The organism is Pollutimonas nitritireducens (assembly GCF_002849615.1).
Classification (GTDB): domain Bacteria; phylum Pseudomonadota; class Gammaproteobacteria; order Burkholderiales; family Burkholderiaceae_B; genus Pollutimonas; species Pollutimonas nitritireducens.
Window position 1 is genome coordinate 18941 of sequence record NZ_PDNV01000016.1, and the last position, 24992, is coordinate 43932.

Sequence of the window (24992 nt, forward strand, 5' to 3'; positions counted from 1 at the left end):
AGTATTTCGAACGGCACTCGTCAAAAAATCGGGTGCGCATGCCGGCGCGGGCCGACATGCGTTTCGGGTTTCAGATGCCGTCAGTTGGAAAGCTTCGCTGCCTGCGATGCAAGATTTTCAGGGAACACGGTCACGTGCTTTCCATCCTGGATCTGGATGATGACGCTCTTGATCGGGTTCTGGCCCTTGAAGCCGTCGAAGCTCTCGAAGGTGACATCGGTTACCGGCGTCTTGAGATTCGTCTTCGCAAGTGCGTCACGCACCTTCTCGCGGTCCAGGGACCCTGCGCGGCGCAGGGCATCGGCCGCGACCGTCAGGGCCAGGTAGCCCTCGGCCTCGTAGAACGAGGGTTCTTCCTTGGCCTTGGCTTTCAGGCGCTCATAGAGCTGTGGTGTGCCTTCGTATTTGACGTCAGGGCTCCAGCTCACGGCCGACACGATGTTTTCGGACTGGTCGCCAACCTGCTGAATGAAACTGATCATCGACGAGGCCGTGTCGATGGCCACGACTTTGGCATTCAGGCCGACTTCCTTGATCTGGCGGGCAATGGCAATGCCGTCGTCAGCATAAGAGCTCGTCAACAGAATGTCCGGGCTGGACGTACGGAACTTGTTAAGTATGGGACGGAAATCCGTGGTGCCCTGGTCGTAAGCCTGCTTCCCGACCACCTCGTAACCACGCTTCTCTGCCTGTCGGACGCCCTCTTCACTGACTGAGGTCGGCCATGCGCCATTGCCGTACATCACAGCAATCTTCTTAAGCTCCGGGTGCTTTTGGCGCAGGTTGTCGAAATAGTTGAAGTAGGCGTTGGCGACGATAGTGGAATTGTGCTTCGCACGGAAGACCCAATCCGAGCCCGGCTTGGTGATGGAGTCGTCGGCGCTACCCAGCACGATGAGGGGAAGTTTCTGACGAGTGGCAACTTTGGACAGCGGGCCGGTGATGCCGGAGGCGTAAGAGCCGATGACCAGTGGAACGTCTTGCTTGTTCAACGATTCCAGCGCCGCCAGCGCACTCTGTGCCTCGGAACGATCGTCCTGCGTAATGAGTTCCAGCTTCTGGCCATTGATCCCGCCGTCTGCGTTGATTTCTTCCAAGGCGACCAGCATACCGGTGTTGTATCGCGAACCGAATGCGGCGAAGTTACCGGATAGGCTATTAATGACGCCAACTTTCACCTGCGCCACCGCAGGCATCGAAAAAGCCGATGCAGTCAACGCTGCCACAAGGCTGGCTTTCAGGAACTTAACTTTTATTTTCATTGCAGTCTCCAATCAATCGAAAAAAATACATCCCTTACGGGTGGGGCACTTTCTTGAAGCGTCAAGGCTCCCCGCCCGCACAGCGACAACAACCGGCGTTACTCAAGTAGGTCCCGAGCCGTTGTAGTATATCTACATTTGATTCCAGTCAATGGACACTAACAGAGGCCGATTCCGAATGATGGAACAAACTAGAATTGAGACTCCGTCAACTGTAGCGGCGCTCACTCGGGGCCTAGAAATTCTCCGGTGCTTCTCGGCCCGTGAACCCCGAATGTCCAACAGCGAGTTGGCAAGGCTTACCGGGCTACCCAAATCAACGGTATCCCGGCTTACCAAGACATTGGTCGACCATGGATACTTACGGCATGATGCACGCAAAAGGCAGTATTCCGTCGGCCCGTCGGTGCTCGCCCTCGGTTACTCTGCGCTGTCCAACCTTCGCGTCGCAGATATCGCTCGGCAGCACATGCAAGCGCTCGCAGAGTCGACTGGCGCCCTGATTTCACTGGCCACCAGAGACCGCCTCTCCATGCTGTATATCGAGGCCTGTTCCAGCGATACCCTCCTCACCCTGCGCATGGGCCGCGGCATTCGCATGCCCATCATGAGCACATCGATCGGCAGGGCGTTCCTCGCGGCCCTGCCCGAGAAAGAGCGTGAATATCTGGTGGCGTCGCTGAAACAGAAGAACGAACCCGTTGTGGGCTCAAAGGAACTGGAAGCACTGGCAAAGGAGATCAAGCGATACCAAGAAGATGGTATTTGCCTGTCGATAGGAGAGTGGAATGCCGACGTCAACGCAGCCGCCACCGCCATACGATGGGAGGGCGGAAGCGAGCTGGTCATAATTTCGGTTAGCGGCCCGTCCTTCATCATTACGGAAAATCTTTTAATGAACGCACTAGTTCCCCGACTGAAGCAGTTGGCGCAGCACATTTCCAAGCAGCTCTCGTCATTCGGTTCGTTTTAATGAAACTCCTGCACTCAAGCGAGCCGCGCGTTTGTACCGGTACAAAGCGCCGCGACGCTTGGTACCGAGCTTTATCAAGCACGTGTGTGCGAGACAATGGCGACAAAAATCACCAGATCCGGATCCGGATGCCTATGCCCCCGTATCCCGCTAACGCGAGGGCTCAAATTCGGACTTGACCAAGCTGCGCGGAATGAATCGAACCGGGTTTTGCATTCTAAACATCCTCAAGCAGCTTCACCCCCATACCAGCAGTCGTTCCCCCCATCTTTCTTAATCTTCGCGACGATGTTATAGTTCAAAGGTCATAAGTATGGCTTTATTACCTATAGATAGCCTTTTATACGACCTACAGGGGTGCGGATGTTCTTTGATATTAACGGGCTTAGCGGCAAAAACGCCTATAAGCTAATGGCCAGCATCGTGCTACCCCGCCCTATTGCGTGGGTAGTGACCATGAAAGAAGACGGCGAGTTGAATGCTGCACCGTTTTCTTTTTTCAACGTCTTGTCGGGTGATCCACCTGTGGTGGCCCTGGGTATCGGTCATCGCGGCGCGGTCAAAAAAGACACACGCCTGAACATTGAGCGCACGGGCGAGTTCGTGGCCAATCTGGTTTCCGAACCCATGGCCGAAGCCATGAATATCACGGCCGTCGAATATGCGTATCACGTGAACGAAATTGACCAGGCCAAACTGGAGACCACAAGCTCGGTAAAGGTGGCAACACCTCGCATCGTCGGCGCGCCCGTTGCGTTGGAATGCCGTCTGTGGAAGGAAGTGGACATCGACGGACGCCGGTCGATTTTCCTCGCGCATGTCGAAGGGGTGCATGTAGCGGACGATGCGGTGATCGATGCCGACAAATGCTATGTGGACGGCTTCAAGCTGGATCTGATCGGACGCCTCCATGGTGCCGGATGGTATGTCCGAGCCGATAAGGGTTTCCAGATTGTGCGTTTACCTAATCCCGAATAGTTGCGGTCCGTTTCCGGGCGCCGCTTGCGCATAGGGACTGACAATCCACATTAACTTTTGAAAGCGAGTCTACGTTATGAAACTGCATTGGTCGCCCCGTTCGCCATTCGTGCGAAAAGTCATGATAGTGCTGCATGAAACCGGCCAAACCGAAAGTGTCGAGTTGGTGCGTACACCCGTCGCCATGTCAGAGCCCAACCTGGGTCTAATCCGCGACAATCCCCTAATCAAATTGCCGACCCTGATGCTGGACGACGGGTATGCCCTGTACGATTCGCGCGTTATCTGTGAATACCTTGCCCAGCGCGCCAATAGCGAGCTTTTTCCCTTCGACACCGAAAAACGCCTGAAGGCACTGCGCCAGCAAGCGTTGGGCGACGGCTTCATGGACGCTCTGCTTTTATTCCGCCAGGAACGCAATAAACCGCAAGCCCAGCAAACGCGAGCCTGGCTGGACTCCTTCACATTGAAGGTCGACGCCGTCCTCGCCGACCTGGACGCAGCGTTCGAGAAGGAGCCGCAGCCGGATTTCGATATCGGCTCCATCACGATCGGATGTTCCTTGTCGTATATGGACTACCGTTTTGATGACTGGAACTGGCGCGAGAAAGCACCGCATGTCGCAATCTGGCATCGCGACGTGTTCGAGACCCGCCCTTCCGTCGTAAACACGCTGCCGACAGATGGCGCATAAGTGCCGTCACTCCGCTATATCGCCGTACTACCGGCCAACATTTATTTTTCGTGGAAACCCCTATGAGCCGGATCCCCCTACCCACCGTTGAATCAATGACCCCAGAGCAAAGGGTCGTTTATGACAACATCATAAGCGGCCCACGGGGAAGGTTGGTGGGTCCACTGCGGGCCGTCCTCCATAACCCCGAGCTCGCAGATCGGTGGCAGCGCCTGGGCGAGATCTTGCGCTTTGGCACTATTTTCCCACCCAAACTCAATGAGCTCGCCATATTAGTTACGGCTCGTCGGTGGAATAGCCAGATCGAGTGGTATATCCATGCACAGGCCGCTGAAAAAGCGGGTTTGCACCCAGAGGTGATCCAGGCGCTCAAAGACGGCCAGGTACCGCCGTTTACTGACGACGCCGAGACCATCGTCTATGAATACGCACGTCAGATACAGCAGCATGGCACCGTGGACGAGGCGGTATACGCCCGTGCTGTCGCACTGTGGGGTGCGGTGGGTGTAGTCGAGCTTACGGCAGTTATTGGCTACTACACCATGGTGTCCATGACGTTGAACGCACACGAGATCCCAATGCCGGACGAGGCGCCGGACCCATTGATTGCACCCGTCGTAGCGGGTTCGCCAGCTCTGTCGACCATGCCCAAAGCCACTTTGAAGGAACCTGTAGCATGACGCAAAAAGGATACATTCCCGAAGTACTGGACACGCCGCGCATGCCGCGCGCTCCCCGCGTGGAGCTGCCCCAGAATAGCTGCGACACTCATTGCCATGTTTTTGGCCCCTACGAGCAGTATCCCCTGCAACAGCCCTCGAGTTATGCGCCTCCCGATGCGCCTGCACCGCGTTACCTGCAAATGCTTGATACGGTCGGCATGACGCGCGGCGTCCTGGTTCAACCGGCGCCGTACGGAACGGACTCTTCAGCCTTGGTCGATGCGATCGCCGTGCGTAAGCATGCCTTGCGCGGCGTCGCCGTGGCGTCCGCGGATGCGTCGGTGGACGAGCTCCAACGTCTGCACAAGGCCGGCATAAGAGGCTTGCGCTTCGTCGAAGCGCGCGATCCTAAAGGCAATCTCTTCGCGGGCAGCGTGGGCTTCGAAACAATCGACATACTGGCGCCGGCCATGAGGCAGGCCGGTCTGCACGTGCAGATGTGGGGCCCTTACGATACCTACCTGAACCATCTGGAACGCCTGGCCGATCTTGATCTTCCTTTGGTGATTGATCATATGGCGAGCTTGGTTCCGGCACGCGGCGTCGAAGACCCGATCTTCAAGCTTGTGTGCAAGCTTCTGAAACGCGGCAAGCTCTGGATGAAGCTATCTGTTTGTCGAGTCTCGCGCAATTCCCCCGACTATGCCGATGTGCGGCCCTTCCACGATGCCTTGCTCTCGGCCAATGTCGACCGTCTTCTATGGGGGTCGGACTGGCCCTATGTGCGGATGGGCGAGTCCGCGCCCGATGTAGGCGAATTGGTGGAGTTGGCTTATGAGTGGATGGGCGATGAGCAGACGCGGAAGAAGATCTGGGTCGATAACCCCCAGATGCTTTATGGATTTGAATCGACTCGAGGATAATAATGTCGTTTGATGAAGCAGAAACCCAAGCATTTAAAGACAGCGCACGCGACTTTCTGACGCGCGAAAATCAGGGCGAGCGCATGCGCCGCATGGTGTCCACGCAACAATCGCTGGACCGTGAATTTTGGGGGAAAATCGCTGAAGCAGGTTGGCCGGCTATTCTCATACCCGAAGAGCAAGGAGGTTTGGGCCTTGGAATGACCGAGATGACGGCAATCGCCGAGGAGTTCGGGCGCGCGTATATTGGGGACCCGATCATACCAGTGGCTGTGCAGGCAGCTTCCTTGTTGACGGAGTTGCCCGGAAGCGATCTGCGCAACGAATTGCTCGAAGGCATCGCGAGCGGCTCCCTTGTTGTGGGAACTGCTTGGCAGCACCGACTCGGCCAGATCGAACCCGAGTGCAAGCACGACGCCGTGCGCCAGGGCGACGTGCTTGCACTGGATGCCGAGTTTGTCGCAGCCTCGCCCGCTGTCGGGGCCGATGGCTGGCTGGTCTTGGTTGGCGTGGGTGAGCAGCCGGTACTGCTGTGGGTGCCCGCATCGCAAGCAGGAGTGCAAGCTCAGCGCTACGAGCGGGTGGACGCCTCCAATATGGGTGCACTATCGCTACAAGGCTGTCGCATTCCCGCGCAGAATATTCTGGGCACCGCAGACGACGTCTTGCGCGCAATTCGCACATCTCTGGATCGGGCGCGCATTGCACAGGCCGCCCAATTGCTTGGTGTGGCGCGGCAATCGTTCGACAGTACACTGGAATACATGAATGTGCGGGTGCAGTTCGGCAAGCCGATAGGCAGTTTCCAGAGCCTTCAGCACCGAATGGTAGACGCGTATATTCAGATTCAGCTTCTGGACTACGCCATCTGGCAAGCCCTTGGGCTGGTAGAGCAGGACCAAACAGCATTGCCCATGCAGGCCAGCCGGCTCAAGCTCAGAGCCGAACACGCAGCAGGACTGGTGACCCGCCTCGCAGTACAGATGCATGGCGGCATGGGTTACTCAGATGAGTCCGACATTGGCTTGGGCTTGAAGCGGGCAATGGGCTTGGCTAGCGAACTGGGCAACGCACGATCGCATAAAAAGCGGTACTTTTCCCTGATTGATCAGGCCAGACAAGGCCGGCGCGATGATCAGGAGTTGCCGGCAGACAGCACGCACAACCCTGCCGGCACTCAACAGTTTCCCAAGACAGCAGACTGGGATGAGATGCCGGAAGACGTGTTTCGGCAGATGCTGCGCTCCTTCTTCAAGGTGCATTATCCGGAGCATCTGCGCCATAAGGCGTCCCGCCTGCATTGGCATCAGATCAAAGACTGGTACAAAACACTGTCCGATCAGAAGTGGATTGCGCCCGCTTGGCCAAAGGATTACGGCGGCATGGCGCTGTCTCCCGACAAAATGATTGCTTACATCGAAGAGCAGGAACGCTATGGTGTAGGGCGTCCGCCCGACCAGGGTCTCGTCATGCTGGGGCCAATTCTGTTTCGCTTTGGAACACCAGAGCAAAAGGCCAAATACTTGCCGCCGATTCTGTCCGGCGAGCACGTATGGGCGCAAGGTTATTCAGAACCCAACGCGGGATCGGATCTGGCTTCGCTAAGTTGTGCAGCGGTTCTCGAGGGCGAATACTTCATCGTCAATGGCCAAAAGACGTGGTCCACGCTGGCCCAGGACGCTACCCACATGTTCATGCTGGTGCGTACTGATAAAACGGTCAAAAAGCAGGCCGGTATTAGCTTTTTACTGGTGGATCTCGCGACGCCCGGCATCGTAGTGCGTCCGATCAAGACGATTGCGGGCGACGAGGAATACTGCGAAATCTTCTTTGATAACGTCAAGGTGCCACGCGAAAACCTGGTTGGCGAAGTCAATCAGGGCTGGACCATTTCCAAGGCACTGTTGGGCTTTGAGCGCCTGTTCTCGGGTAGCCCCAAACACTCGCAGAACACCATGGGGATCATCGAAAAGATTGCCGCTCAGACAGGCCTGTTCGAGGACGAGGCATTTGCTGCGGACTATGCTCAGTTGCACTGTGATGTTGCGGACTTGTCGGCGGCATATGCGGCGTTCTCGGAAATCGTACGTCGCAACGAGCCCTTGCCGGCCAATGTGTCGTTATTAAAGATATGGGCTACCGAGACGCATGAGCGCGCCTCCTTGCTTCTACTCGAAGCAGCACAAGAGCATGCGGCGAGTGCTGGTTTTAACACTTACGCCGGCCCGAATGCGCACACGGATGCAATCACGGTCGAAGACGTGCAGATGCCGCTGTATAACGCCGCAGCAGCCAAGATTTTCAGTGGAACCAATGAAATCCAACGCAATATCCTCGCCAAAATGGTGTTGAATTTGCCTACTTAACGCGGCAACACGATACGGCGGTGATCCGTGGCGGCACGACCAATATCGCCGTCGGGATCGTTGCCACGATATGACACTTCTCAGGAGCAGCAATGGCGCAAAGCCTTTCACATATTAGAGTTCTAGACTTGAGCCGCGTATTTTCCGGGCCATGGACTGGCCAGATGCTGGCCGACCTGGGCGCGGATGTCATCAAGGTCGAACGGCCGGGCCGCGGCGACGATGTACGCCAGCAGGGTTACCGGGCCAAGGACGAACAGGGGAACGAAACGGCCGAGACCTCATCGTTTTTGGCGATGAACCGTGGCAAGCGGTCAGTGTCCATCAATATGTCCACCCCAGAGGGCCAGAACCTTATCAAGGAGCTCGTCAAACAAAGCGATGTTCTGATCGAAAACTTCAAGGCGGGCGACTTGGTGCGCTACGGGCTGGACTATGAGTCGCTGAAGCAACTCAACCCACGCCTGATTTACTGTTCTATCACTGGGTTTGGTCAGTCTGGCCCTTATAGCCACCGTCCAGGCTACGACCCCATCTTCCAGTCCATGAGCGGCTTGATGAGCATGACGGGCAATCCCCCCGATCAACCCGGCGGCGGACCACAGAAAGTGGGCTACGCTGTGTCAGACCTGACGGCCGGCTTTTACGCCATTATCGGTATCCTCGCCGCACTCAATCACCGCGACGCTATATCCGGTGAGGGCCAGTACATCGATATTGCGCTGTTTGATGCGCAGCTTGCGTCCATTGGCCATATTGCCATGAACTATTTGATTTCTGGCATTGTTCCGCAACGCATGGGGACTGCCTCCCCCATTACCTGCCCGTATCAGGCGTTCGAGTGTACGGACGGGCACTTGATGATCGCCGTAGGAAACGACTCACAATTCAGGCAGTTCGTCGAGCTGCTGGGTTTGCCCGAACTGGCCGATGATCCGCGCTTTACGATCAATCGGTTGCGCGCGCAAAATCAAAAAGTGCTTATCCCCATGCTCGAGGGCGTCATCAAAACTAATACCGTCAAGTATTGGCAAGAACGACTGGATGCTATGAACGTGCCTTGCGGCCCGATCAATGATTTCAGTCAGGTATTTGAGGATCCACAACTCCAACATCGCAATATGCTGATTCACATAGAGCATTCGACCGTCGGCCAAATCCCACAAATCGCCAATCCGCTGAAGATGTCGGCGACGCCGGTTAGTTACAACCGCCCGCCGCCTACGTTAAGCCAGCATACGGATGAGGTCCTGGGTGAGCTTCTTGGACTCGACCCAGCCGCAATAGCCGACCTGAAAGCCCGCGGCATCACCTAGCGTACGTGTTGCGGTCTCCCCGGCATCTCCGGGGAGACCGCGTGATCGTTCAATCGTAAATCAGCAGCAGCATATCAGTGACCAGGGCGGGCCGCTCTTTGCCCTCGATCTCGAACGTATCTTCGAACGTGAAGAGCGTGCCGCCTTTGGATGGTTCCGCCTTCAGCAATTTCTGATGTAAGCGCACCCGCGAACCCATCGAAACCGGCGCGGTGAATCGTAAATGGTTGATGCCATAGTTCAGGCCTTTTCCTCGCTTGCGGATCTTGAAGATATCTTTGGCAAGCAGCGGGATCAGCGACAAGATGAAGAACCCATGAGCGATCGTCTTGCCATCGGGCATTTCCGTCTTTGCACGCTCGACATCAATATGCACCCAGTGATTGTCGCCGGTCAGTTGCGTGAAGTTTTTAATATGTCGTTGGGTCACGGTGAACCAACTACTGCTTCCCAGGACCTGACCGGCATGCTGGGCCAGGTCCTGGGGTGTTTCCACTTCCAGCATGATGTTCCTTAGTATGAGCTACGGTAGCGACGTTTAGTCGCCGATACGCACGCCGGTCGTATTGACTATGGTTTCCCATTTTTTACGGTCTGCGGCAACGAACTTTTTGACTTCCTCCAGCGACATCAGTACGGGTGGCAGATACCCCTGAGCTTTAAGCGTCGTCTTGGCCTTGTCCTGTTGCAGAAAGGTGTTCATGGCTTCATTCAGCTTCTGCAAGATTTTGGGATCTGTAGCGGACGGAGCAATAAGCAGGTTCCAGATCTCGATGTTGAAATCTTTGTAGCCGGATTCGATAACGGTTGGCACATCGGGAAGTTGGGGGTAGCGCTGGCCACTGGTTACGGCCAAGTATTTCATCTTGCCGCTTGCAACCTGTGCAGCGGCCGCCGGACCGGTAAGAATGCCCACTTCGAGTTGACCGCCCAGCATATCGGTCGTAAGCGGCGAGTCGCCTCGGTAAGCTACATGCACAATATCGATGCTGGCCAGATCCTTGAAGTATTCAAAGGCCAGGTGTCCCGGTGTACCGGCGCCCGAAGTTCCGTAGGACAATTTGCCTGGCTTGGATTTGGCCAGTTCCACGAGATCGGCCAGGCTATTGACCGGCAAGTCGGCTTTGACCGCAACCACGAGCGGCAGCGAGCCGATGTTGCCGATTGGAATGAGGTCGTTGACCGGATCGTAAGGAACTTGCATGCCGATCAGCTTTGCAATGATGGTGGAGCCTACTGGCCCGATCCCCAGTGTGTAACCGTCGGCCTTTGCGCGAGTAACGGAAGCCGTTCCAATCGTGCCGGCGGCGCCGGATTTATTCTCTACCACGAAGGTTTGCTTCATGATGCCGCTAAGGCTCTCTGACATGATGCGCGAGGCCGTATCCGTCGAGCCACCAGGCGGGAACGGCACGATTACCCGGATGGGTTTGCCGGGATATTCCTGCGCCATGGCTGGACCGTGACCAAAAATCGAAACAGCGGCGATCAAAGCAGCAGTGCCGCCCAAGAAATGGCGTCGCTGCAAACGGGCGTCTGGTCGATTCAATATGTGGCTATCGGGCTGTCTCATAACGACTCTCTGGAATGGAAGTGGATGGAATGCAGCTGGAATGTAGCCGCGGCGTCACTGTGAGACACGGCGCAAACGAGCAAGGCCGAATAAAGTGAGGCCATTCGCTCATCCTAGGTGAAACCGACTTTAATGTCAATAACTCGTATTATTGACCTATATGGGCTACACTTCTGGTCTATATGGTTGTGCCTACGGACGAGCCTTCGGCCTCCATGATGATGGCCATCCACCGCTATTTGGAGAATGAAATGAGCAAGAAGAGCGGTCCACTATCGCACCTGCGCATCCTGGATCTTAGTCGCATCATGGCGGCGCCATGGGCCTCGCAACTGCTGGCGGACATGGGTGCAACCGTGATCAAGGTCGAACGACCCAAGGTCGGCGACGATACGCGTGCATGGGGCCCTCCCTTCCTGAAAGACGCGGATGGCAATAATACGGCAGAAGCGGGTTACTACTTGGCCGTCAATCGTGGCAAGCAGTCTGTAACCGTGGCGCTGGACACCGCAGAGGGTCAGCAAATCATCAAGGATCTGGCCTTGCAGTGCGACATCGTGCTTGAGAACTTTAAGACCGGCGCCCTCGCCAAGTATGGGTTGGACTATGAAAGCCTGAAGCAAATCAACCCTCGCATCATCTATTGCTCTGTTACCGGCTTTGGCCAAACGGGGCCCCGCAAGGGCGAGGCCGCGTATGATTTTTTGATTCAGGCCATGGGCGGGCTGATGAGCATCACGGGCGAACGGGATGACAAACCCGGCGGCGGTCCGCAAAAAGTTGGCATTCCAATTGTGGACCTGATGACTGGCATGTATACCGCGGTGGGCGTTCTGGCCGCCGTAGCGCGCCGCGACCAGACCGGCGAAGGCGAGTATATCGATATCGGCATGCTGGATGTGCAGACGGCGGTATTGTCCAACCAGGCCATGAATCATCTGATTTCGGGTAACACCCCCAAACGTGGCGGCAATGCTCATCCCAATATCCAGCCACAGGACGTCTATTCCTGCGTCGACGGCGATGTGATTCTGGCGGTAGGGAACGACGGCCAGTTCGTGAAGCTGTGCGATGTATTGGAAAGACCGGAACTCGCTCAAGACGCACGCTTTGCCGTGAACGCTCAGCGCGCCAGAAATGTAGGCGAACTGACTGACATCCTGCAGGGCGAGTTCGCGCGACGGACACGTAGTGATCTGGTGGCAAAGCTGGGCGCGGCGGGCGTGCCGTGCGGCCCCATCAACAGTATCCCTGAAGTGTTTCGTGAGCCGCAGGTACTGCATCGGCAGATGTTATTGACATTACCCCACCCGACAGGAGTCGACCTACCCCAGGTCGCCTGCCCTATCAAGTTCACTAACAACCCACTCAGTTATGACATCCCGCCGCCCTTGCTGGGCCAGCAGTCGGTGCAGGTATTGCAGGAACTGGGCTACAGCCCCGAGCGCATCCAAGCATTAATGGACGCAGGCATTGTATGAAGACGGCTAAACTGAAGCAATTAAGGACCCAGAATGACTGAACTTTATCTCGAGACATTCGACAAGATAGCAGTGGTAACGCTGGACGCTCCGCCCGTGAACGCCTTGACGCTGGCACGCTATGCCGCCATCGGCCACATGTTCGACTCCATCAACGACATGAAAGACATCAACGTTGTGATCTTTACGGCCAAGGGCAGTAAGGCGTTTTGCGCCGGTCTGGAGTTGCGTGAGTTCTTGGCAGCCACGCCTGAAGAAGATCCTGAGCGCGCCGAAGTGGTTCGGGCAACTTTTAAATCCATACGTCACTGCAAGGTTCCTGTCATCGCCGCCGTGAATGGGCCGGCCCTGGGCGCCGGCAGCGTACTGGCCAGCACCAGCGACATCCGGATCGCGTCCGAAAAGGCCACATTCTCCATGCCCGAAATCAATGTCGGCCGTTGTGGGGGTGGCGCTCATACGGGGCGCTTGGTGTCCCAAGGCATGCTACGGCTCATGGCTTTCACCGGAGAGCAGATGAGCGCCTGGGAGGCACATCGAGTGGGCTTCGTGGAGCGCGTAGTCCCGCCGCGCCTGTTGATGCCGACGGCTATGGACCTGGCACAAGTCATTGCCGCGAAGAGCCGCATTGGTCTGGTGACCATGAAAGAGGCACTTAATCGTATCGAGGATGTGCCGGTCGACGAAGGCTACGAGGTCGAGCAGTATTACAGCACGAAGCTTATGCTGACCGAAGACGCACGTGAGGCGACGCGCGCTGTAGTGGAAAAACGCGCACCGGTCTTCAAGGGGCGGTAACGCACGACCAATTGGTACACTCCTGGGTTTTGACCTGCAGGCCTCCCGGTTTAACGGAAAGCTTCAACCAGCGCGCCGCATTTTCCGGATAACAGCATCATGGTTACGACTAGCAAACAAAAAAATCCCTCCAGGGGCATCGACTTCAGCCGCAGTGCGGCTGCGCGTTATGTGCAGCTGGCTAGCCTATTCAGGCGCCGCGTCGAGTCCGGTCAATGGCCGGTCGGCGAGCAGATACCAACCGTCGATAATCTAGCTGAAGAATGCAGCGTGGCCCGTGCCACCGTGCGTCAGGCCTTGACGCTGCTGGAAAAAGAGAACCTTATTGCGCGCTACCGCGCTAAGGGCACTTTCGTTATTGGCAAGCCGCAGGAGCAGTTTTGGTGCGAAGTCGCTTCAAACTGGGACGGGCAGCTGATCGCCCCGGAAGGCGTGAGCATCGAAGTGCTGGCAGCCCGTGATCGACGTACTCCCGCCACCGCCGACCCTAGCCTGGGCGAGATGGCCAAAAGTTATCAATATTGGCGCCGGCGCCACTGGCGTAATGGCAAGCCCTATTACCTCGGCGAAGTCTATATCGACGAGACAATCTGCAAGCGCATTCCTGCCAAGGCATTCGAAACTAAGACGTCCATGCGAATCTTGCGTGAACTCCCGGGCCTGGAAATCGTGGCAGCGCATCAGACGCTCACTCTGGGTTCGGCTGACCCCGAGATAGCAGAACAACTCCAACTGCCGCTAAACGCCCCGGTAGCGCATGTGCATCGTTCTGCAGTCGACCGCAACGGCACTATCGTGTTCATCGGCGACGGCATCTACCGCGGAGATGTGGTACGGCTGGATATCAAATTGAAGTGATCAGAGCCAGCTACGCTGTCAATGAGCTAGATTTTCCTGTTGACTACAGGCCGAGCGCACGTACCCCTTAACAGTTCCCCTTCTTCGCCTGTCCGGGCGGACAGAAACCGCCATTTCTGTTGTCATGTGGATGGCTGTTGGGGTAGACCACGCATCCCGATAAGACGCTCATTACCAAAACAAGTAAAACCAGTCGTTTCATTGTGACGCCCAAACGTTGTGAGAGGCGTGATTCTAACGACTTGCCACTTTCACTGTCTTACCAGACGTAACATAGTTCCGACGCTACTAACCGGTTGGACAGAAGCTTGTCGCGAGTCTGAAGCCTTTGGCGAGATCGTCGCTTTTCTGAAGCCGCCGATGCCATGTATTGGGTGCATTCTTTGTCGGGTAACCTGACCTCGCAGAGCCGGCGCAAGCCGGTGGCCGAGCTCGACGCAAGACTTGAAGTATGTGAGTCAAAGCTGGGATCGACGGTCTTTAGTTCAGTTTTTTAAAGGGCAGCACTCGAAATCCGGCCGTCGACAGACTTTCCTTCAGCTTTTCGAAAAGTCGCTCCCGGGGAAAGCGTCGACCGACTTTATTTCTAGTCTCCAAAACTGAAGGCTGGAAATAAAGTCGGTCCGAAACTGTCGTTGCAACTCTTTGATTACTATGAATTTTCCAAAAGACCGAAAATACGATTAAACCTGTCCGAACGGACAAATTAATGCTAATACTGCATTGAATTTGAACAAAAGTCTGTCCGACCGTGATTTAGAACGATAAATTTTCTTTTATCGGCGAAGGATGTCGGCGCACTATTGTTTTTAGTCACCAAAGACTCTAATACCTGTGGGCATCGCAACGAGCCGACGGTCAAGTGCTTGGGAAAGCACATTCAGTTCAACCCCGGCGCAAGATCAGGCACGACAAGTTACCCTGCCCAAGCCCCATAACATTGCGTGACCTGCGGCGGAGCCAGCGTGTTATGAGTTCTTCATTGCTTTAAACGAATCCATCTGAACCTTGGCAATGTTAAGAACCGCACCGCCTACGCGACGGCGTACTATTCAAAGCCGGACTGCGCCAGCTTCAAATCCCATTATGTCCGCAAAGCGTTTACGATGTTCGGACAAAACCTCCGGATTAATCAAACGCGGCGCCACCAAATCATTGAATGTGTCCACCACTGTTCGGCGGCGTAGCGGCCATTGTATTTAGGGCCTCCTTGGAAACTCCCGTCGTGTGCGGCGTTGCGATTACCGCGTTGGTTTTAAGAAGCACGTTGTTTAGAACAGGCGATTCTTCCAAGAATACGCCCACGCCCAAAATCTGTCGCTCGTGCAATGCTCCGGCCAGCGCCTGTTCATCATGGATGCCCCCGCGCGCTGTACTCAAAAAATATGCAGCGGGCTTCATGGTGGCGAGCTCACGTGCGGAAAACATGTTCAGCGTTTGCTGAGTGCGGGGGCAATGCACGGATACGGTGGCAGCCTGCCTAATAAGCTAGTCGAACTCAACTTTCCCGGCACCGCGCTCCGCGCTTTGAGCATCCGAATATAGGGGTCGAATGCAATGACTTCGCTGCACTGATCCATTTGGGTTCCGATCTGCCCTAGCCCCTACGATCCCCACAGCTTTACCATGCAGATCCCCCCGCCCAATCGAATCGATTCAAACCGGGATTCTGTTGAACGGCCTTTTCAGCAATGACAACTGATCGAAACGCTTTCTGCCCATAGCATGTCACCAAACGTCCCAATTGCTCTTCTAGAGGACACTTGTGTGTTTGTGGGAATAGTTTCGAAGGCATAGCGTAACGGCTGAACCATGACGAGACGACTGTGACGCTGCAAGGCAATTGCTTATTTTGACTGGCATGAAATTTGCTTAAATTATCAATTGCCGCCAGTAGGTATGGGTATACGGTCTAAGTGCGATTCGAAGACAACGATTTTTCCAGGATAAGGAGGGTCTCTTGCCAAACGAACGACCGATTGGATTTGTTGGAGCCGGGGTCATGGGGTTACCCATGATCTTGCGGCTGCTGGAAGACGGTCGCCAGATGATTGTGCACGATAAGGCAGTGACGGCGTTTACAGCCCTTGATGGATATGGCGCGCTTATCGTTGAAAGCCCACAGCACGTCGCGGACTTTGCCTCCATTGTCTTTACTAGCTTGCCCGATGCGCAAGCGTTAAAAGAAGCGGTACTTGGCGTCAATGGGGTCGTGCAAGTGATCAGATATCGGAGAAATAATGAATAGCAATTTGCGGGGAAAGGTCGCTTTAATCACCGGAGGGTCCAAAGGCATAGGGTTTGCCATTGCCCAAGCGCTGGCCTCCCATGGGTGCGCGTTACGCCTAGTAGGTCGGGACATGGCATCGCTGGAAGAGGCGCAACGAGCCATCACTAAAGAACATGCTGTGGAAGTCTTACTGCGATCCGAGGACCTATCATTGCCAGAGCGCGCTACCGCTCTCGGAGAAGCTTTCCCGGAAACGGATATTTTGGTTAATTGCGCCGGCGCAATAGCTCGCGGCAGTCTTATGGAGATCGATCCGGACATGTTCCGCACGTCATTCAACGGAAAGGTCATGTCAACCATTATGTTATCGCGGGCGCTCTATCCTCATATGTGTCAGCGTAAAGCCGGCGTCATTCTGAATATCATCGGGATTGCCGGGGAAAAACTTAATCCAAAATCCATAGGCACGACTACAGCAAATGCTGCCTTAATTGCCTTTACCAAAGCTTTGGGTGCGGAAAGCGTAGATTACGGGGTCAGGGTCGTGGGTATAAACCCGGGCCTAATCCGTACAGGTCGGACGGCCGGGCTGCTCAACCCAATATCCGAGCAAGACCGCGCAGCGTATTCCACCTTACTAAAGAATCTACCTTATGGGCGCATGGGTGAGCCTCATGAGGTGGCGGACGTGGCGGTGTTCCTGATCTCGGATGCAGCAAAGTACATCAGCGGCGAAGTCGTGTCTGTTGATGCCGGCTCACGTTACCGCACATAACTTCTCTATGCCGCAGGCCGACCCCGCTGACAGTGGCTTGATATTTTTGCTTGAAACCAGCTGTATATACCTATAACGGAGATGTCATGAAAATAATTTCAACATTAATTGCCGCAGCGCTTTCCTTGGCCGCGCCTCAAGCGGTCTATTCCGCCGAGTCGTACCCCGACAAGCCGCTAAGAATAATTGTGCCCTTGGCGCCTGGGGGCACGACAGACACTTTGTCACGCTATCTCGCACAAGCGCTGAGCCAAGCCTTCGGGCAACCGGTCATTGTTGAGAACAAGCCGGGCGCCAATAACATAATTGGCACCGAGCACCTAGCCAAATCGGCTCCAGACGGGTACACCATGGGAATGCTAATCAGTACGCACACCATTAATCCGCATACCATCAAGTCCCTGCCATATGATTCTCGCAAGGATTTCACCCCGTTGGCGTTGATTGCCAAGATGCCCGGCATCATGACGGTCAATCCCAACGTGCCCGCTACCACTGTGCAGGAACTGATTACTCTAGCAAAGACCAAGCCAGGCACGCTGGCATATGGGCAGCCAGGAGGACTTTCTTCCGGCCACCTGTCGATGGAGTATTTCAACAAAATGGCCGGCGTGGACATTCTTAGTGTTCCATACAAAGGTGGCGGCCCCGCTGTAGTGGATGTGGTTGCCGGCCATATCCAGGTATTGATCAATAGTCCCACTGCCACCTTACCGTTTGTAAAAAATGGCAAGCTGCGGGCACTTGCCACGACCGGCGCCACACGTCCAGCTGCGCTTGCAGATATTCCGACGTTGGCTGAGTCGGGCCTTCCAGGATTCGAAACCTATGAGTGGTATGGGCTCTTTTTCCCAGCGAAGACGCCGCCTAAGCTTGTGAACCGTATGCATGCAGAAATAATGAAAATCATGGCCACGCCTGAAATGCAGAAACGCATCTTGGATATAGGCGCAGAATCCAGTACCGACACGCCCGAGCAGTTCGCGAAATTTGTCGCCTCCGAGGATGAGCAATGGGGACGCCTAGTTGAGATGCTTGGCCTAAAGCCAGCCCCGTAGTTCCTGGCATTTAATGGCCACGAGGAAAGGGAAGGCAGGTTAATGAGTATTGGCGATACGTGTGTCAACGAAGCAATCAGTGCCGCGCTGACGCAGTTTGTCGCCGCCACTCGCTGGGACGCAATCCCGGCGCCGGTGAGGCATGAATCCAAGCGGGCATTACTGAACTTTTTCGCCGTATCTATGGCGGGATGCAGGGATCCCGCCATCGTGATCGCCGCTCGCGTCTTCGGAGAGTTCTCTGCGAACCAACAGGCCGGAGTAATCGGCAGGAGTGAACGGACTGACATACTGAACGCTTCGGCCCTCAACGCCATGAGCGCGAATGTCTTCGACTTTGACGACACTCACATACCAACGATTATTCACCCGACCGCTCCAATCGCGCCCGTCGTTTTTGCTCTGGCTGAACGCGCAACCATACCGGGCCGCGAGCTTTTGACGGCTTATATATTGGGCGTCGAGGTCGCTTGCCGGATCGGCAACTCTATTTCTCCCAGCCACTATGCGCGCGGCTGGCATATCACATCCACCTGCGGAATCTTCGGATCTGCCATGGCGGCAGGCAAGGCCCTTGGGCTTGATGCATCAGGCCTATGCTGGGCATTGGGCCACGCGTCAAGCCAAGCCTCGGGGTTGGTTGAAACCATAGGAACCATGGCCAAAAGTGCAGGTGTGGGAGCGGCCGCCCGCAATGGCTTGCTCTCGGCCTTATTAGCCCAGCAAGGCTTCACAGGACCCGACTTCCCGTTGGAAGGCGAGCGAGGTTTCTTGACCGTCATGGGTGAGATACCTGATACGGCAAGCGTCGTCTCCGGCCTCGGAGACCGATGGGAAATTCTCCGGAATACCTATAAACCGTACCCATGTGGCGTGGTGCTGAACCCGGTCATCGAAGGATGCCTATACCTATCTTGCAACTCCAATGTTACGGCAGATGAGCTCGCCGCAGTGACAGAAATTGAAATCACGGCGCACCCATTACTGCGAGAACGAGCAGACCGTCCCGGACCGCGCTCCGGGCGCGAGGCTCAGGTTAGCGCTCAGCATGCAGTCGCCGTGTCGCTTCTCTATAGAAAGGCGGGGCTCGCACAGTTTTCGGATGACGCGGCTGCAGATCCCGCCGTGCGCACGCTCGGCAAGAAGGTCAGGTTCGTCGACGATCCCCGCGTTCCACTGGCAGCGGCAAGGCTGCGGATACTGCGACCAAATGCCCCGGCGATTACAACGACCATTGAAGTGGCCCGCGGCTCGGTGGACAAGCCTATGACCGATAAAGAGCTTGAAGATAAATTGCGCGAGATATGTCGGAATATCCCCGACGGCTACGACCCCGAACCTCTTATTGCTGCCGTATGGTCATTAGATGAAACGAACGATGCTGGCGCATTAATGGCCTTAACCCATCGCATTCGAGGAAGTATTCACGACGCGTAATTCCGCTCGTTTAAGGGCACTTCTTTCCTGTTAACGTCAATTATCACCCATGGAGTTTTACATGACCACACGCGACGAGTTCACATCAGAGTTGTTTATGAAAGGCCTTAAAATTCGCGAAGAGGTCCTCGGCGTCGACCATGTCAGAAAATCTCTGGATTCAGCCACTGACTTTTCTGCACCGATACAGAAATTCGTAACGGAGCTATGCTGGGGACAAATTTGGTCCCGGCCAGGGCTCGATCGCCGCACCCGCAGCATCATCAATCTTTCCATACTTTCCGCCCTCAACCTACCAAACGAAGTGCGCCTCCACGTTCGTGGCGCCTTGAATAATGGCCTCAGTCAAGAAGAAATCATGGAGATTTTGCTGCAGGTCGCCGTCTATTGCGGCGTGCCCGCTACCCTCGAAAGCACAAAAGTAGTGGTGGAGGTTCTGGAAGAGGTAGCCGCCAAGGCAAAGCAAAACGCCGCACCATAAATCTGACTTCTTAAAGCCTTTCTACGTGCACATGAGCGCCGGATCAGTGGCTTATATAACTTTCGAATTTGGGCCTCTAAGTGGGAAGGCTGGACACAAGCTTCAGGATGGATAAGCCGGTAGTTCGCCATGACGGCGACACCACCTCCATCCAATGAACAATATCTATGGTCGCGTAGCACGTTCCTTCCTCCGATTCTTCCTCTAGGCACACTGGCAAAGTGCACAAATTGAAGACACCGAAGACATGAATTGGCCTTTCTCAGATCAGAAACTTAACTCGCCCTGCGACGCAGTACGGGATTTTCCTGCCTACCCCAACGCAATAACCCCATAAGTAATTAAACGGCACTTGGCACGAGCTTTGCTTAACTCATCATTAACCCCATTCATTAAGGCATAGCATATGCAATTGCCTGCTCTCTGACAGAAGGAAAATATGACTGACCGCTACGCTCGTTACGAAAGACTCTCATTCGACCGACCTGGTCCCAAGGTTCTGCGCATCACCATGCGCTCGCCTTTAAAGATGGGCGCCATGGATGCCACGATGCATCGAGAAGTGTCAGAGATATGGCGCGATGTCGACGCCGACGACAGCGTAAACGTCATCATTTTCACAGGTGACGGCAAGACTTTTTCGGCGGGTGGAGACCTGAAGCATGAGCGCAAAGTTTGCGATGACTATGCGCTCAGGATGCGCGCAATGAAAGAGTCACGAGACCTTGTCACAAATATGCTCGACTGCCGCAAACCCATCGTCACGGCGGCCAGAGGCTGGGCAGTGGGCGCCGGGTTGGCCACCGTACTGCTGGCAGATGTATCCATCGTCGCAAAGGACGCCAAGTTCTCAGACGGTCATCTAAAGATTGGTGTCGCCGCAGGAGATCACGCGGCGATCATCTGGCCGATTCTGTGCGGCATGGCCAAGGCAAAGTATTACCTCCTGACCGCCGAAACATTCACTGGTGAAGAAGCCGAACGCATGAATCTGGTTTCCCTTGCATTGCCCGACGAAGAGGTGGAAGCCCGCGCCGTCGAAATCGCCAACCGTCTGGCCAAGGGAGCGCCTGCGGCCCAACGATGGACCAAAATGATGCTGAACCACTGGATCAAACAGGCTCAACCCATTTTCGATGCCTCGCTGGCATTTGAGTTCACCGGATTTGCGGGCCCTGAGGGCATAGAGGGAATTGATGCCTTTCTTGAAAAACGCAGTCCCAACTTCGACCCAGACTGCCCATTCTAACGACTGGCGATTCCCCCATCAGGCCTCTTTGACCGATATCCAGACCGCTGGCTGCAACATAAACTGACGACGGAAATTTACAACTGACAGGCTCCGGGCAGAGCTAGGGAGCACTGTCGCTCGCAGAAACTGCCTCACGCAGACATTCATCACAAACCCAAAGGAGAGAGACTATGAAAAAACCTACACTCTTGAAGATCACGGCATTCATGCTGGGAGCATTATGTGCCAGTGTCACCGTCCAGGCGCAGGACAAGGGCCCATTTCGCATCGGCGCTATTGTAGATATGACCGGTGTGTATTCCGCTCACGGCGGCCCCGGCGGGGTCCAGGCCGTAAAGATGGCAGTTGAAGACTTCGGCGGCGAAATTCTCGGTCGTAAGATAGAAGTTCTTTCAGCCGACTATCAGAATAAACTGGACGTCACTGCCGCACGAGCCCGAGAATGGTACGACCGGGACGGCGTGAGCATGATTATTGAATCAACTGATTCAGCCTCTGCGATCGCGCTGCAGAAGCTTGGCAAAGAGAAAAAGAGGCTGACTATCTTTGCTGGCTCAGCATCGTCATCCCTGACCAATGAAAACTGTTCTCCTTATGGCATTCACTATGTCTATGATACCTATGCCCTCGCCCATGGGACGGGGGCCGCCGTAACGCAGAATGGAGGAGATTCCTGGTTTTTCATCACCGCCGATTACGCTTTCGGGCATGCGCTTGAACGCGATACCAGCGCGGTGGTAAAAGAAAACAATGGCAAGATTCTCGGCAACGTTCGCGCTCCGCTAAATACCGCTGATTTTTCCTCGTATCTACTTCAGGCGCAGGCGTCCGGTGCCAAGGTGATAGGGCTGGCCAATGCAGGTACCGATACCCAGACCGCCGTGCGCCAGGCATCGGAGTTTGGCATCACGCAAGGTGGTCAGCAACTGGCCACCCTGCTGGTGTTTCTCCATGATGTGAAGGGCATGGGATTGCAGGCCGCACAGGGGTTGCAATTTACCACCGGCTTTTATTGGGATCGCAACGATGAAACCCGTGCCTTCTCCAAGCGCTTCTATGACCGCCACAACGGCATGCCTTCCATGGTACAGGCTGGCATGTATTCGGCCACGATGCATTATCTGAATGCCGTCAAGTCGGCAGGCACGGACGACGCCGAAGCTGTAGCCGAACAAATGAAAAAAACGCCGATTGACGACTTCTATACCGATAATGGCAAGATACGTGCCGACGGGCGCATGGTCTACGACATGTTCCTGGCGGAAGCCAAAAAGCCATCGGAATCCACAGGCCCGTGGGATCTGCTGAAGATCAATTCTGTTATTCCAGCAGATAAAGCATGGCGCCCTCTGTCAGAAAGCGCCTGCCCGCTGGTCAAGAAGTAAGGCCTTTAACGTACGCAAAGAAGGTTTGGCAAAAAGATCGCCGACGCAAAACGTCGGCGATCTTGCTTCCAGCAGACGGGAGACGGGAGACGTGCTCGGCCTCAATGAAAGCGGCGAACCACAACCGCTGCAACCATGCCCCCCTCACATTAGATATCGCGTAGCAACTTTCCATAGCCATGGATGGCGTCCGTCTCACCGATCATTTGCAGTGCGGCCCATATGCTGACTTGCGTTGTCGACAGGACCGGTTTTCCCAGCTCTTGTTCGAGTTGCTCTATCACGCCCATGGTCTTCCAGTTGGTGCAGGCGAGCACGATGGCTTCGGCGTCCGGACGATCGATTTCGCGGGCCAGCTCGAGCGCGCTGTTATCATCCAGTCGACCAACGGCAAGGTTGTCGACCATGCCCAAGCCCTTTGCGTGAACTACCTCGATGCCACTGGCTTCCAGGAATTCCTTTGCAATTCCATTGACGCGATCGTCGTAAGCGGCGCCTAGCGCTACCCGCGATATACCGAGCATGCCGAGCGCCTTGACCAAGGCCGTCGACGTGGTGGTTGCCGGCTTGCCCGAGGCACGCTCTATGCGCTGAGTCACCTCAAGATCGTAACCCAGGCCTTTAAGAAAACTGGGCGCCGTTGCGCCCAGCACAATGACATCTACATCGGCGCTGGCTAGATTGCGAGCCTGGACCTCGATGTCGCGCACGACATTCTCGATGGAATCGGTAGCGATCTGCGTCAGATACAGTCGAGCCACATGCAAGGTGACATGCGGCGGCAACGCACGATAAAACTCTGGTTCGATGGTGGTGTTTGAAGATGGGACGAACAGACCAATACGGCTCATTTTGAATACTCACTCAGATGGATTAAAAGCAGAAATCGTTGCAGGCGACTGCGCGGCATTGCGGCCAGCGATGCGGCCCGACACGAAGGCCCAGGCCAGGTGGTGCCCGTGGCCCTCGAGCAGCAACCCGCCCTGCCCTGCAGAACCTGCCGCGTACAAACCGGGGATAGGATGGTCATCCGCGCCCAAGACCTCGAGTTGCTCGCTGACCGCCAGACCTCCATCCGTAAACACCACGTAACTCTTGACGGGACCGAGGGCACAATAGCGCCCGCTGCCTAAAGCAGGTCGGCCACCGCGATCCGTTGAGTTGTTGTACGCATCGATGGACTCACGCAATTCTGGCGAGGGAACGCCCATACTATCGGCAAGGCCTTGCAATGTGCTTGCGCGATGAAAGATGTCTGGCCGGTTACGCTGATAGTCTTTCAGGTAGGCATACGCCACGCCGGGTGCGGTCGATACGAAGAACGGCCATTGTTCGAATTGGCTGGCGATCGCCTCGTCCATGACTATCCACGCCACTTTTTCCGGCTGAAGCGCAACATCGGCTGCCGGCTTACCCAGTTCGTTGGTGAATCGATGCCCCAGCTTGTTGATCAAGATGCCCCCCTGGCGCAGCAGGTCGGGAGAAGGACCCAGCGCCGTGGTCAGAAAGCTCATCAAAAAGGGGCGCAGCACCGCTTGTGGAAGATGTCCCATGGACCAGGCAATCATCCGGGCGACGAAGCGAGATGGCGGCAAGCGCTGTACCAGATTACGGCGAGAGGGAGGGATGAACCGCATGATCGGCCCACGGACAATATCGCCGTTGAGCACTCGAGCACCGATGGCCAACGCCATTCTATGGCCGTCACCCGTCGCTGTTGGATTTACCGGGTCTACCGGCACAACCGACTCTGACGCAAGGCTACGCTTCAGGTCCGCCGCGCCGCTATAGTCACCAGAAGTCAATACCACGCCGTGCCTTGCCAGGAATGAACTCTTGAGGCCATCAGGCCCAACGGCCTCCACACCGACGACACGGCCGTCCACGACAATAAAGTTGCTGGACTTCGTACCGACGACGATCTCTACGCCTAAAGCCTTGCAGTGGCGCGTCAAATGGTAGGCAAACGAGGTTGAGTTCGGCACGACATTGTGCATGCGCGCCACACGATGCGGAGGCTCCTCTTCGGGGCCAACGAAGACAACGCCCAAGTCCATCAGCCACTGAAGCATCTCGCTGCTATTGTCGACGAGAATCCGCCGCAGCCTCAGGTTATCGCGCGGGGCCAATTCACCCGCATGCAGGGCCAGGTCTTCGAAATGGGCGTCTGCATTGTCTCGGATACCCGCGACTCGCTGATGCGGCGTGTCGGCGGCCGTGACTGAACCCACGGACCAAGACGTCGACCCACCCGGCTTGGGATTCTTCTCGAGCACCACGACATGACGACCCAGCTTCGCGGCCTCGTACGCTGCAGCCAACCCCGCGCCGCCAGCTCCGATGACCAGGATATCAGACACGGTAACCGTCATGCGAACTCCGTTCTTCGACATACTTTAAGTTCCTTGCGATGCGATGTGCAGGCGCGGACTAGCCGTCACCAGTATCGCCAGTGTGTATGCTTCCGTCGCCAGGGGCAATTTGGAATTG

At 55.7% G+C, this 24992-nt stretch carries 23 protein-coding genes; 17 read left to right on the forward strand and 6 right to left on the reverse strand.

Annotated elements, in window-relative coordinates:
* Window positions 1-80: 80 nt before the first annotated feature.
* Window positions 81-1262, reverse strand: a complete 1182-nt coding sequence (locus tag CR155_RS19690) for an ABC transporter substrate-binding protein (RefSeq protein ID WP_102071752.1) — start codon at window positions 1260-1262, stop codon at window positions 81-83.
* 181 nt (window positions 1263-1443) lie between these two features.
* Between CR155_RS19690 and CR155_RS19695 the strand changes: the two genes are divergently transcribed.
* The 7 genes from CR155_RS19695 (at window position 1444) to CR155_RS19725 (ending at window position 9174) form a co-directional block, all read left to right on the forward strand.
* Entirely contained in the window at window positions 1444-2235 is a 792-nt protein-coding gene (locus CR155_RS19695) for an IclR family transcriptional regulator (protein WP_255399281.1), read from the forward strand.
* A 363-nt stretch (window positions 2236-2598) separates the two neighbouring features.
* A complete protein-coding gene (locus CR155_RS19700) occupies window positions 2599-3213 on the forward strand; it encodes a flavin reductase family protein (protein ID WP_102071754.1) in 615 nt (204 codons plus the stop codon).
* Window positions 3214-3289: 76 nt separating this feature from the next.
* Window positions 3290-3907 (forward strand): glutathione S-transferase family protein, encoded by a 618-nt coding sequence (locus CR155_RS19705; RefSeq protein ID WP_102071755.1) that lies wholly within the window; start codon window positions 3290-3292, stop codon window positions 3905-3907.
* Window positions 3908-3969: 62 nt separating this feature from the next.
* A complete protein-coding gene (locus CR155_RS19710; RefSeq protein WP_102071756.1) occupies window positions 3970-4587 on the forward strand; it encodes a carboxymuconolactone decarboxylase family protein in 618 nt (205 codons plus the stop codon).
* Window positions 4584-5492 (forward strand): amidohydrolase family protein, encoded by a 909-nt coding sequence (locus tag CR155_RS19715; protein ID WP_102071757.1) that lies wholly within the window; start codon window positions 4584-4586, stop codon window positions 5490-5492. Before CR155_RS19710 ends, CR155_RS19715 begins: the two co-directional genes overlap by 4 nt.
* Before the next feature lie 2 nt (window positions 5493-5494).
* Window positions 5495-7858: an acyl-CoA dehydrogenase family protein gene (locus tag CR155_RS19720; protein WP_102071758.1), complete on the forward strand. Its 2364-nt coding sequence runs from the start codon at window positions 5495-5497 to the stop codon at window positions 7856-7858.
* Window positions 7859-7950: 92 nt separating this feature from the next.
* Window positions 7951-9174 carry a CaiB/BaiF CoA transferase family protein gene (locus CR155_RS19725; protein WP_102071759.1) on the forward strand — a complete coding sequence of 408 codons (1224 nt, stop codon included), beginning with the start codon at window positions 7951-7953 and terminating at the stop codon, window positions 9172-9174.
* Between the two features lie 49 nt (window positions 9175-9223).
* Here CR155_RS19725 and CR155_RS19730 read toward each other — a convergent pair whose 3' ends face one another.
* Both CR155_RS19730 and CR155_RS19735 read right to left on the reverse strand, forming a co-directional pair.
* Window positions 9224-9679 (reverse strand): MaoC family dehydratase, encoded by a 456-nt coding sequence (locus CR155_RS19730; RefSeq protein WP_102071760.1) that lies wholly within the window; start codon window positions 9677-9679, stop codon window positions 9224-9226.
* Window positions 9680-9712: 33 nt separating this feature from the next.
* Window positions 9713-10747 carry a Bug family tripartite tricarboxylate transporter substrate binding protein gene (locus CR155_RS19735; protein ID WP_102071761.1) on the reverse strand — a complete coding sequence of 345 codons (1035 nt, stop codon included), beginning with the start codon at window positions 10745-10747 and terminating at the stop codon, window positions 9713-9715.
* Window positions 10748-10998: 251 nt separating this feature from the next.
* Here CR155_RS19735 and CR155_RS19740 point away from each other — a divergent pair, with 251 nt between their 5' ends.
* From CR155_RS19740 to CR155_RS19750, 3 genes are all read left to right on the forward strand, one after another.
* Window positions 10999-12228, forward strand: a complete 1230-nt coding sequence (locus tag CR155_RS19740; RefSeq protein WP_102071782.1) for a CaiB/BaiF CoA transferase family protein — start codon at window positions 10999-11001, stop codon at window positions 12226-12228.
* 33 nt (window positions 12229-12261) lie between these two features.
* A complete protein-coding gene (locus tag CR155_RS19745; RefSeq protein ID WP_102071762.1) occupies window positions 12262-13026 on the forward strand; it encodes an enoyl-CoA hydratase-related protein in 765 nt (254 codons plus the stop codon).
* Window positions 13027-13125: 99 nt separating this feature from the next.
* Window positions 13126-13884, forward strand: coding sequence for a GntR family transcriptional regulator (locus CR155_RS19750; protein WP_102071763.1), 759 nt, complete (start codon window positions 13126-13128; stop codon window positions 13882-13884).
* A gap of 1152 nt (window positions 13885-15036) precedes the next feature.
* On the opposite strand, the gene CR155_RS19755 is transcribed toward CR155_RS19750, so the two are convergent.
* On the reverse strand, window positions 15037-15369 hold the full coding sequence (locus CR155_RS19755) for an NAD(P)-dependent oxidoreductase (protein ID WP_102071764.1): 333 nt from the start codon (window positions 15367-15369) through the stop codon (window positions 15037-15039).
* Between the two features lie 475 nt (window positions 15370-15844).
* Between CR155_RS19755 and CR155_RS19760 the strand changes: the two genes are divergently transcribed.
* The 7 genes from CR155_RS19760 (at window position 15845) to CR155_RS19790 (ending at window position 22502) form a co-directional block, all read left to right on the forward strand.
* Complete coding sequence (locus tag CR155_RS19760) at window positions 15845-16132, forward strand: NAD(P)-binding domain-containing protein (protein WP_143705220.1); 288 nt, start codon at window positions 15845-15847, stop codon at window positions 16130-16132.
* The gene (locus CR155_RS19765) at window positions 16125-16889 is read left to right on the forward strand and encodes a short-chain dehydrogenase/reductase (protein WP_102071766.1); all 765 of its coding nucleotides are present in this window, start codon (window positions 16125-16127) and stop codon (window positions 16887-16889) included. Before CR155_RS19760 ends, CR155_RS19765 begins: the two co-directional genes overlap by 8 nt.
* 86 nt (window positions 16890-16975) lie before the next feature.
* Window positions 16976-17947, forward strand: a complete 972-nt coding sequence (locus CR155_RS19770; protein WP_102071767.1) for a tripartite tricarboxylate transporter substrate binding protein — start codon at window positions 16976-16978, stop codon at window positions 17945-17947.
* A 42-nt stretch (window positions 17948-17989) separates the two neighbouring features.
* On the forward strand, window positions 17990-19384 hold the full coding sequence (locus tag CR155_RS19775; RefSeq protein ID WP_102071768.1) for an MmgE/PrpD family protein: 1395 nt from the start codon (window positions 17990-17992) through the stop codon (window positions 19382-19384).
* A gap of 61 nt (window positions 19385-19445) precedes the next feature.
* Complete coding sequence (locus CR155_RS19780) at window positions 19446-19865, forward strand: carboxymuconolactone decarboxylase family protein (protein WP_102071769.1); 420 nt, start codon at window positions 19446-19448, stop codon at window positions 19863-19865.
* Window positions 19866-20304: 439 nt separating this feature from the next.
* Window positions 20305-21114, forward strand: a complete 810-nt coding sequence (locus CR155_RS19785) for an enoyl-CoA hydratase/isomerase family protein (RefSeq protein ID WP_102071770.1) — start codon at window positions 20305-20307, stop codon at window positions 21112-21114.
* A gap of 191 nt (window positions 21115-21305) precedes the next feature.
* A complete protein-coding gene (locus CR155_RS19790; protein ID WP_233214430.1) occupies window positions 21306-22502 on the forward strand; it encodes an ABC transporter substrate-binding protein in 1197 nt (398 codons plus the stop codon).
* A gap of 149 nt (window positions 22503-22651) precedes the next feature.
* On the opposite strand, the gene CR155_RS19795 is transcribed toward CR155_RS19790, so the two are convergent.
* Both CR155_RS19795 and CR155_RS19800 read right to left on the reverse strand, forming a co-directional pair.
* Window positions 22652-23353, reverse strand: coding sequence for a maleate cis-trans isomerase family protein (locus tag CR155_RS19795; RefSeq protein WP_102071772.1), 702 nt, complete (start codon window positions 23351-23353; stop codon window positions 22652-22654).
* A 9-nt stretch (window positions 23354-23362) separates the two neighbouring features.
* Entirely contained in the window at window positions 23363-24895 is a 1533-nt protein-coding gene (locus tag CR155_RS19800; protein WP_304528532.1) for an FAD-dependent oxidoreductase, read from the reverse strand.
* Between the last annotated feature and the right edge of the window lie 97 nt (window positions 24896-24992).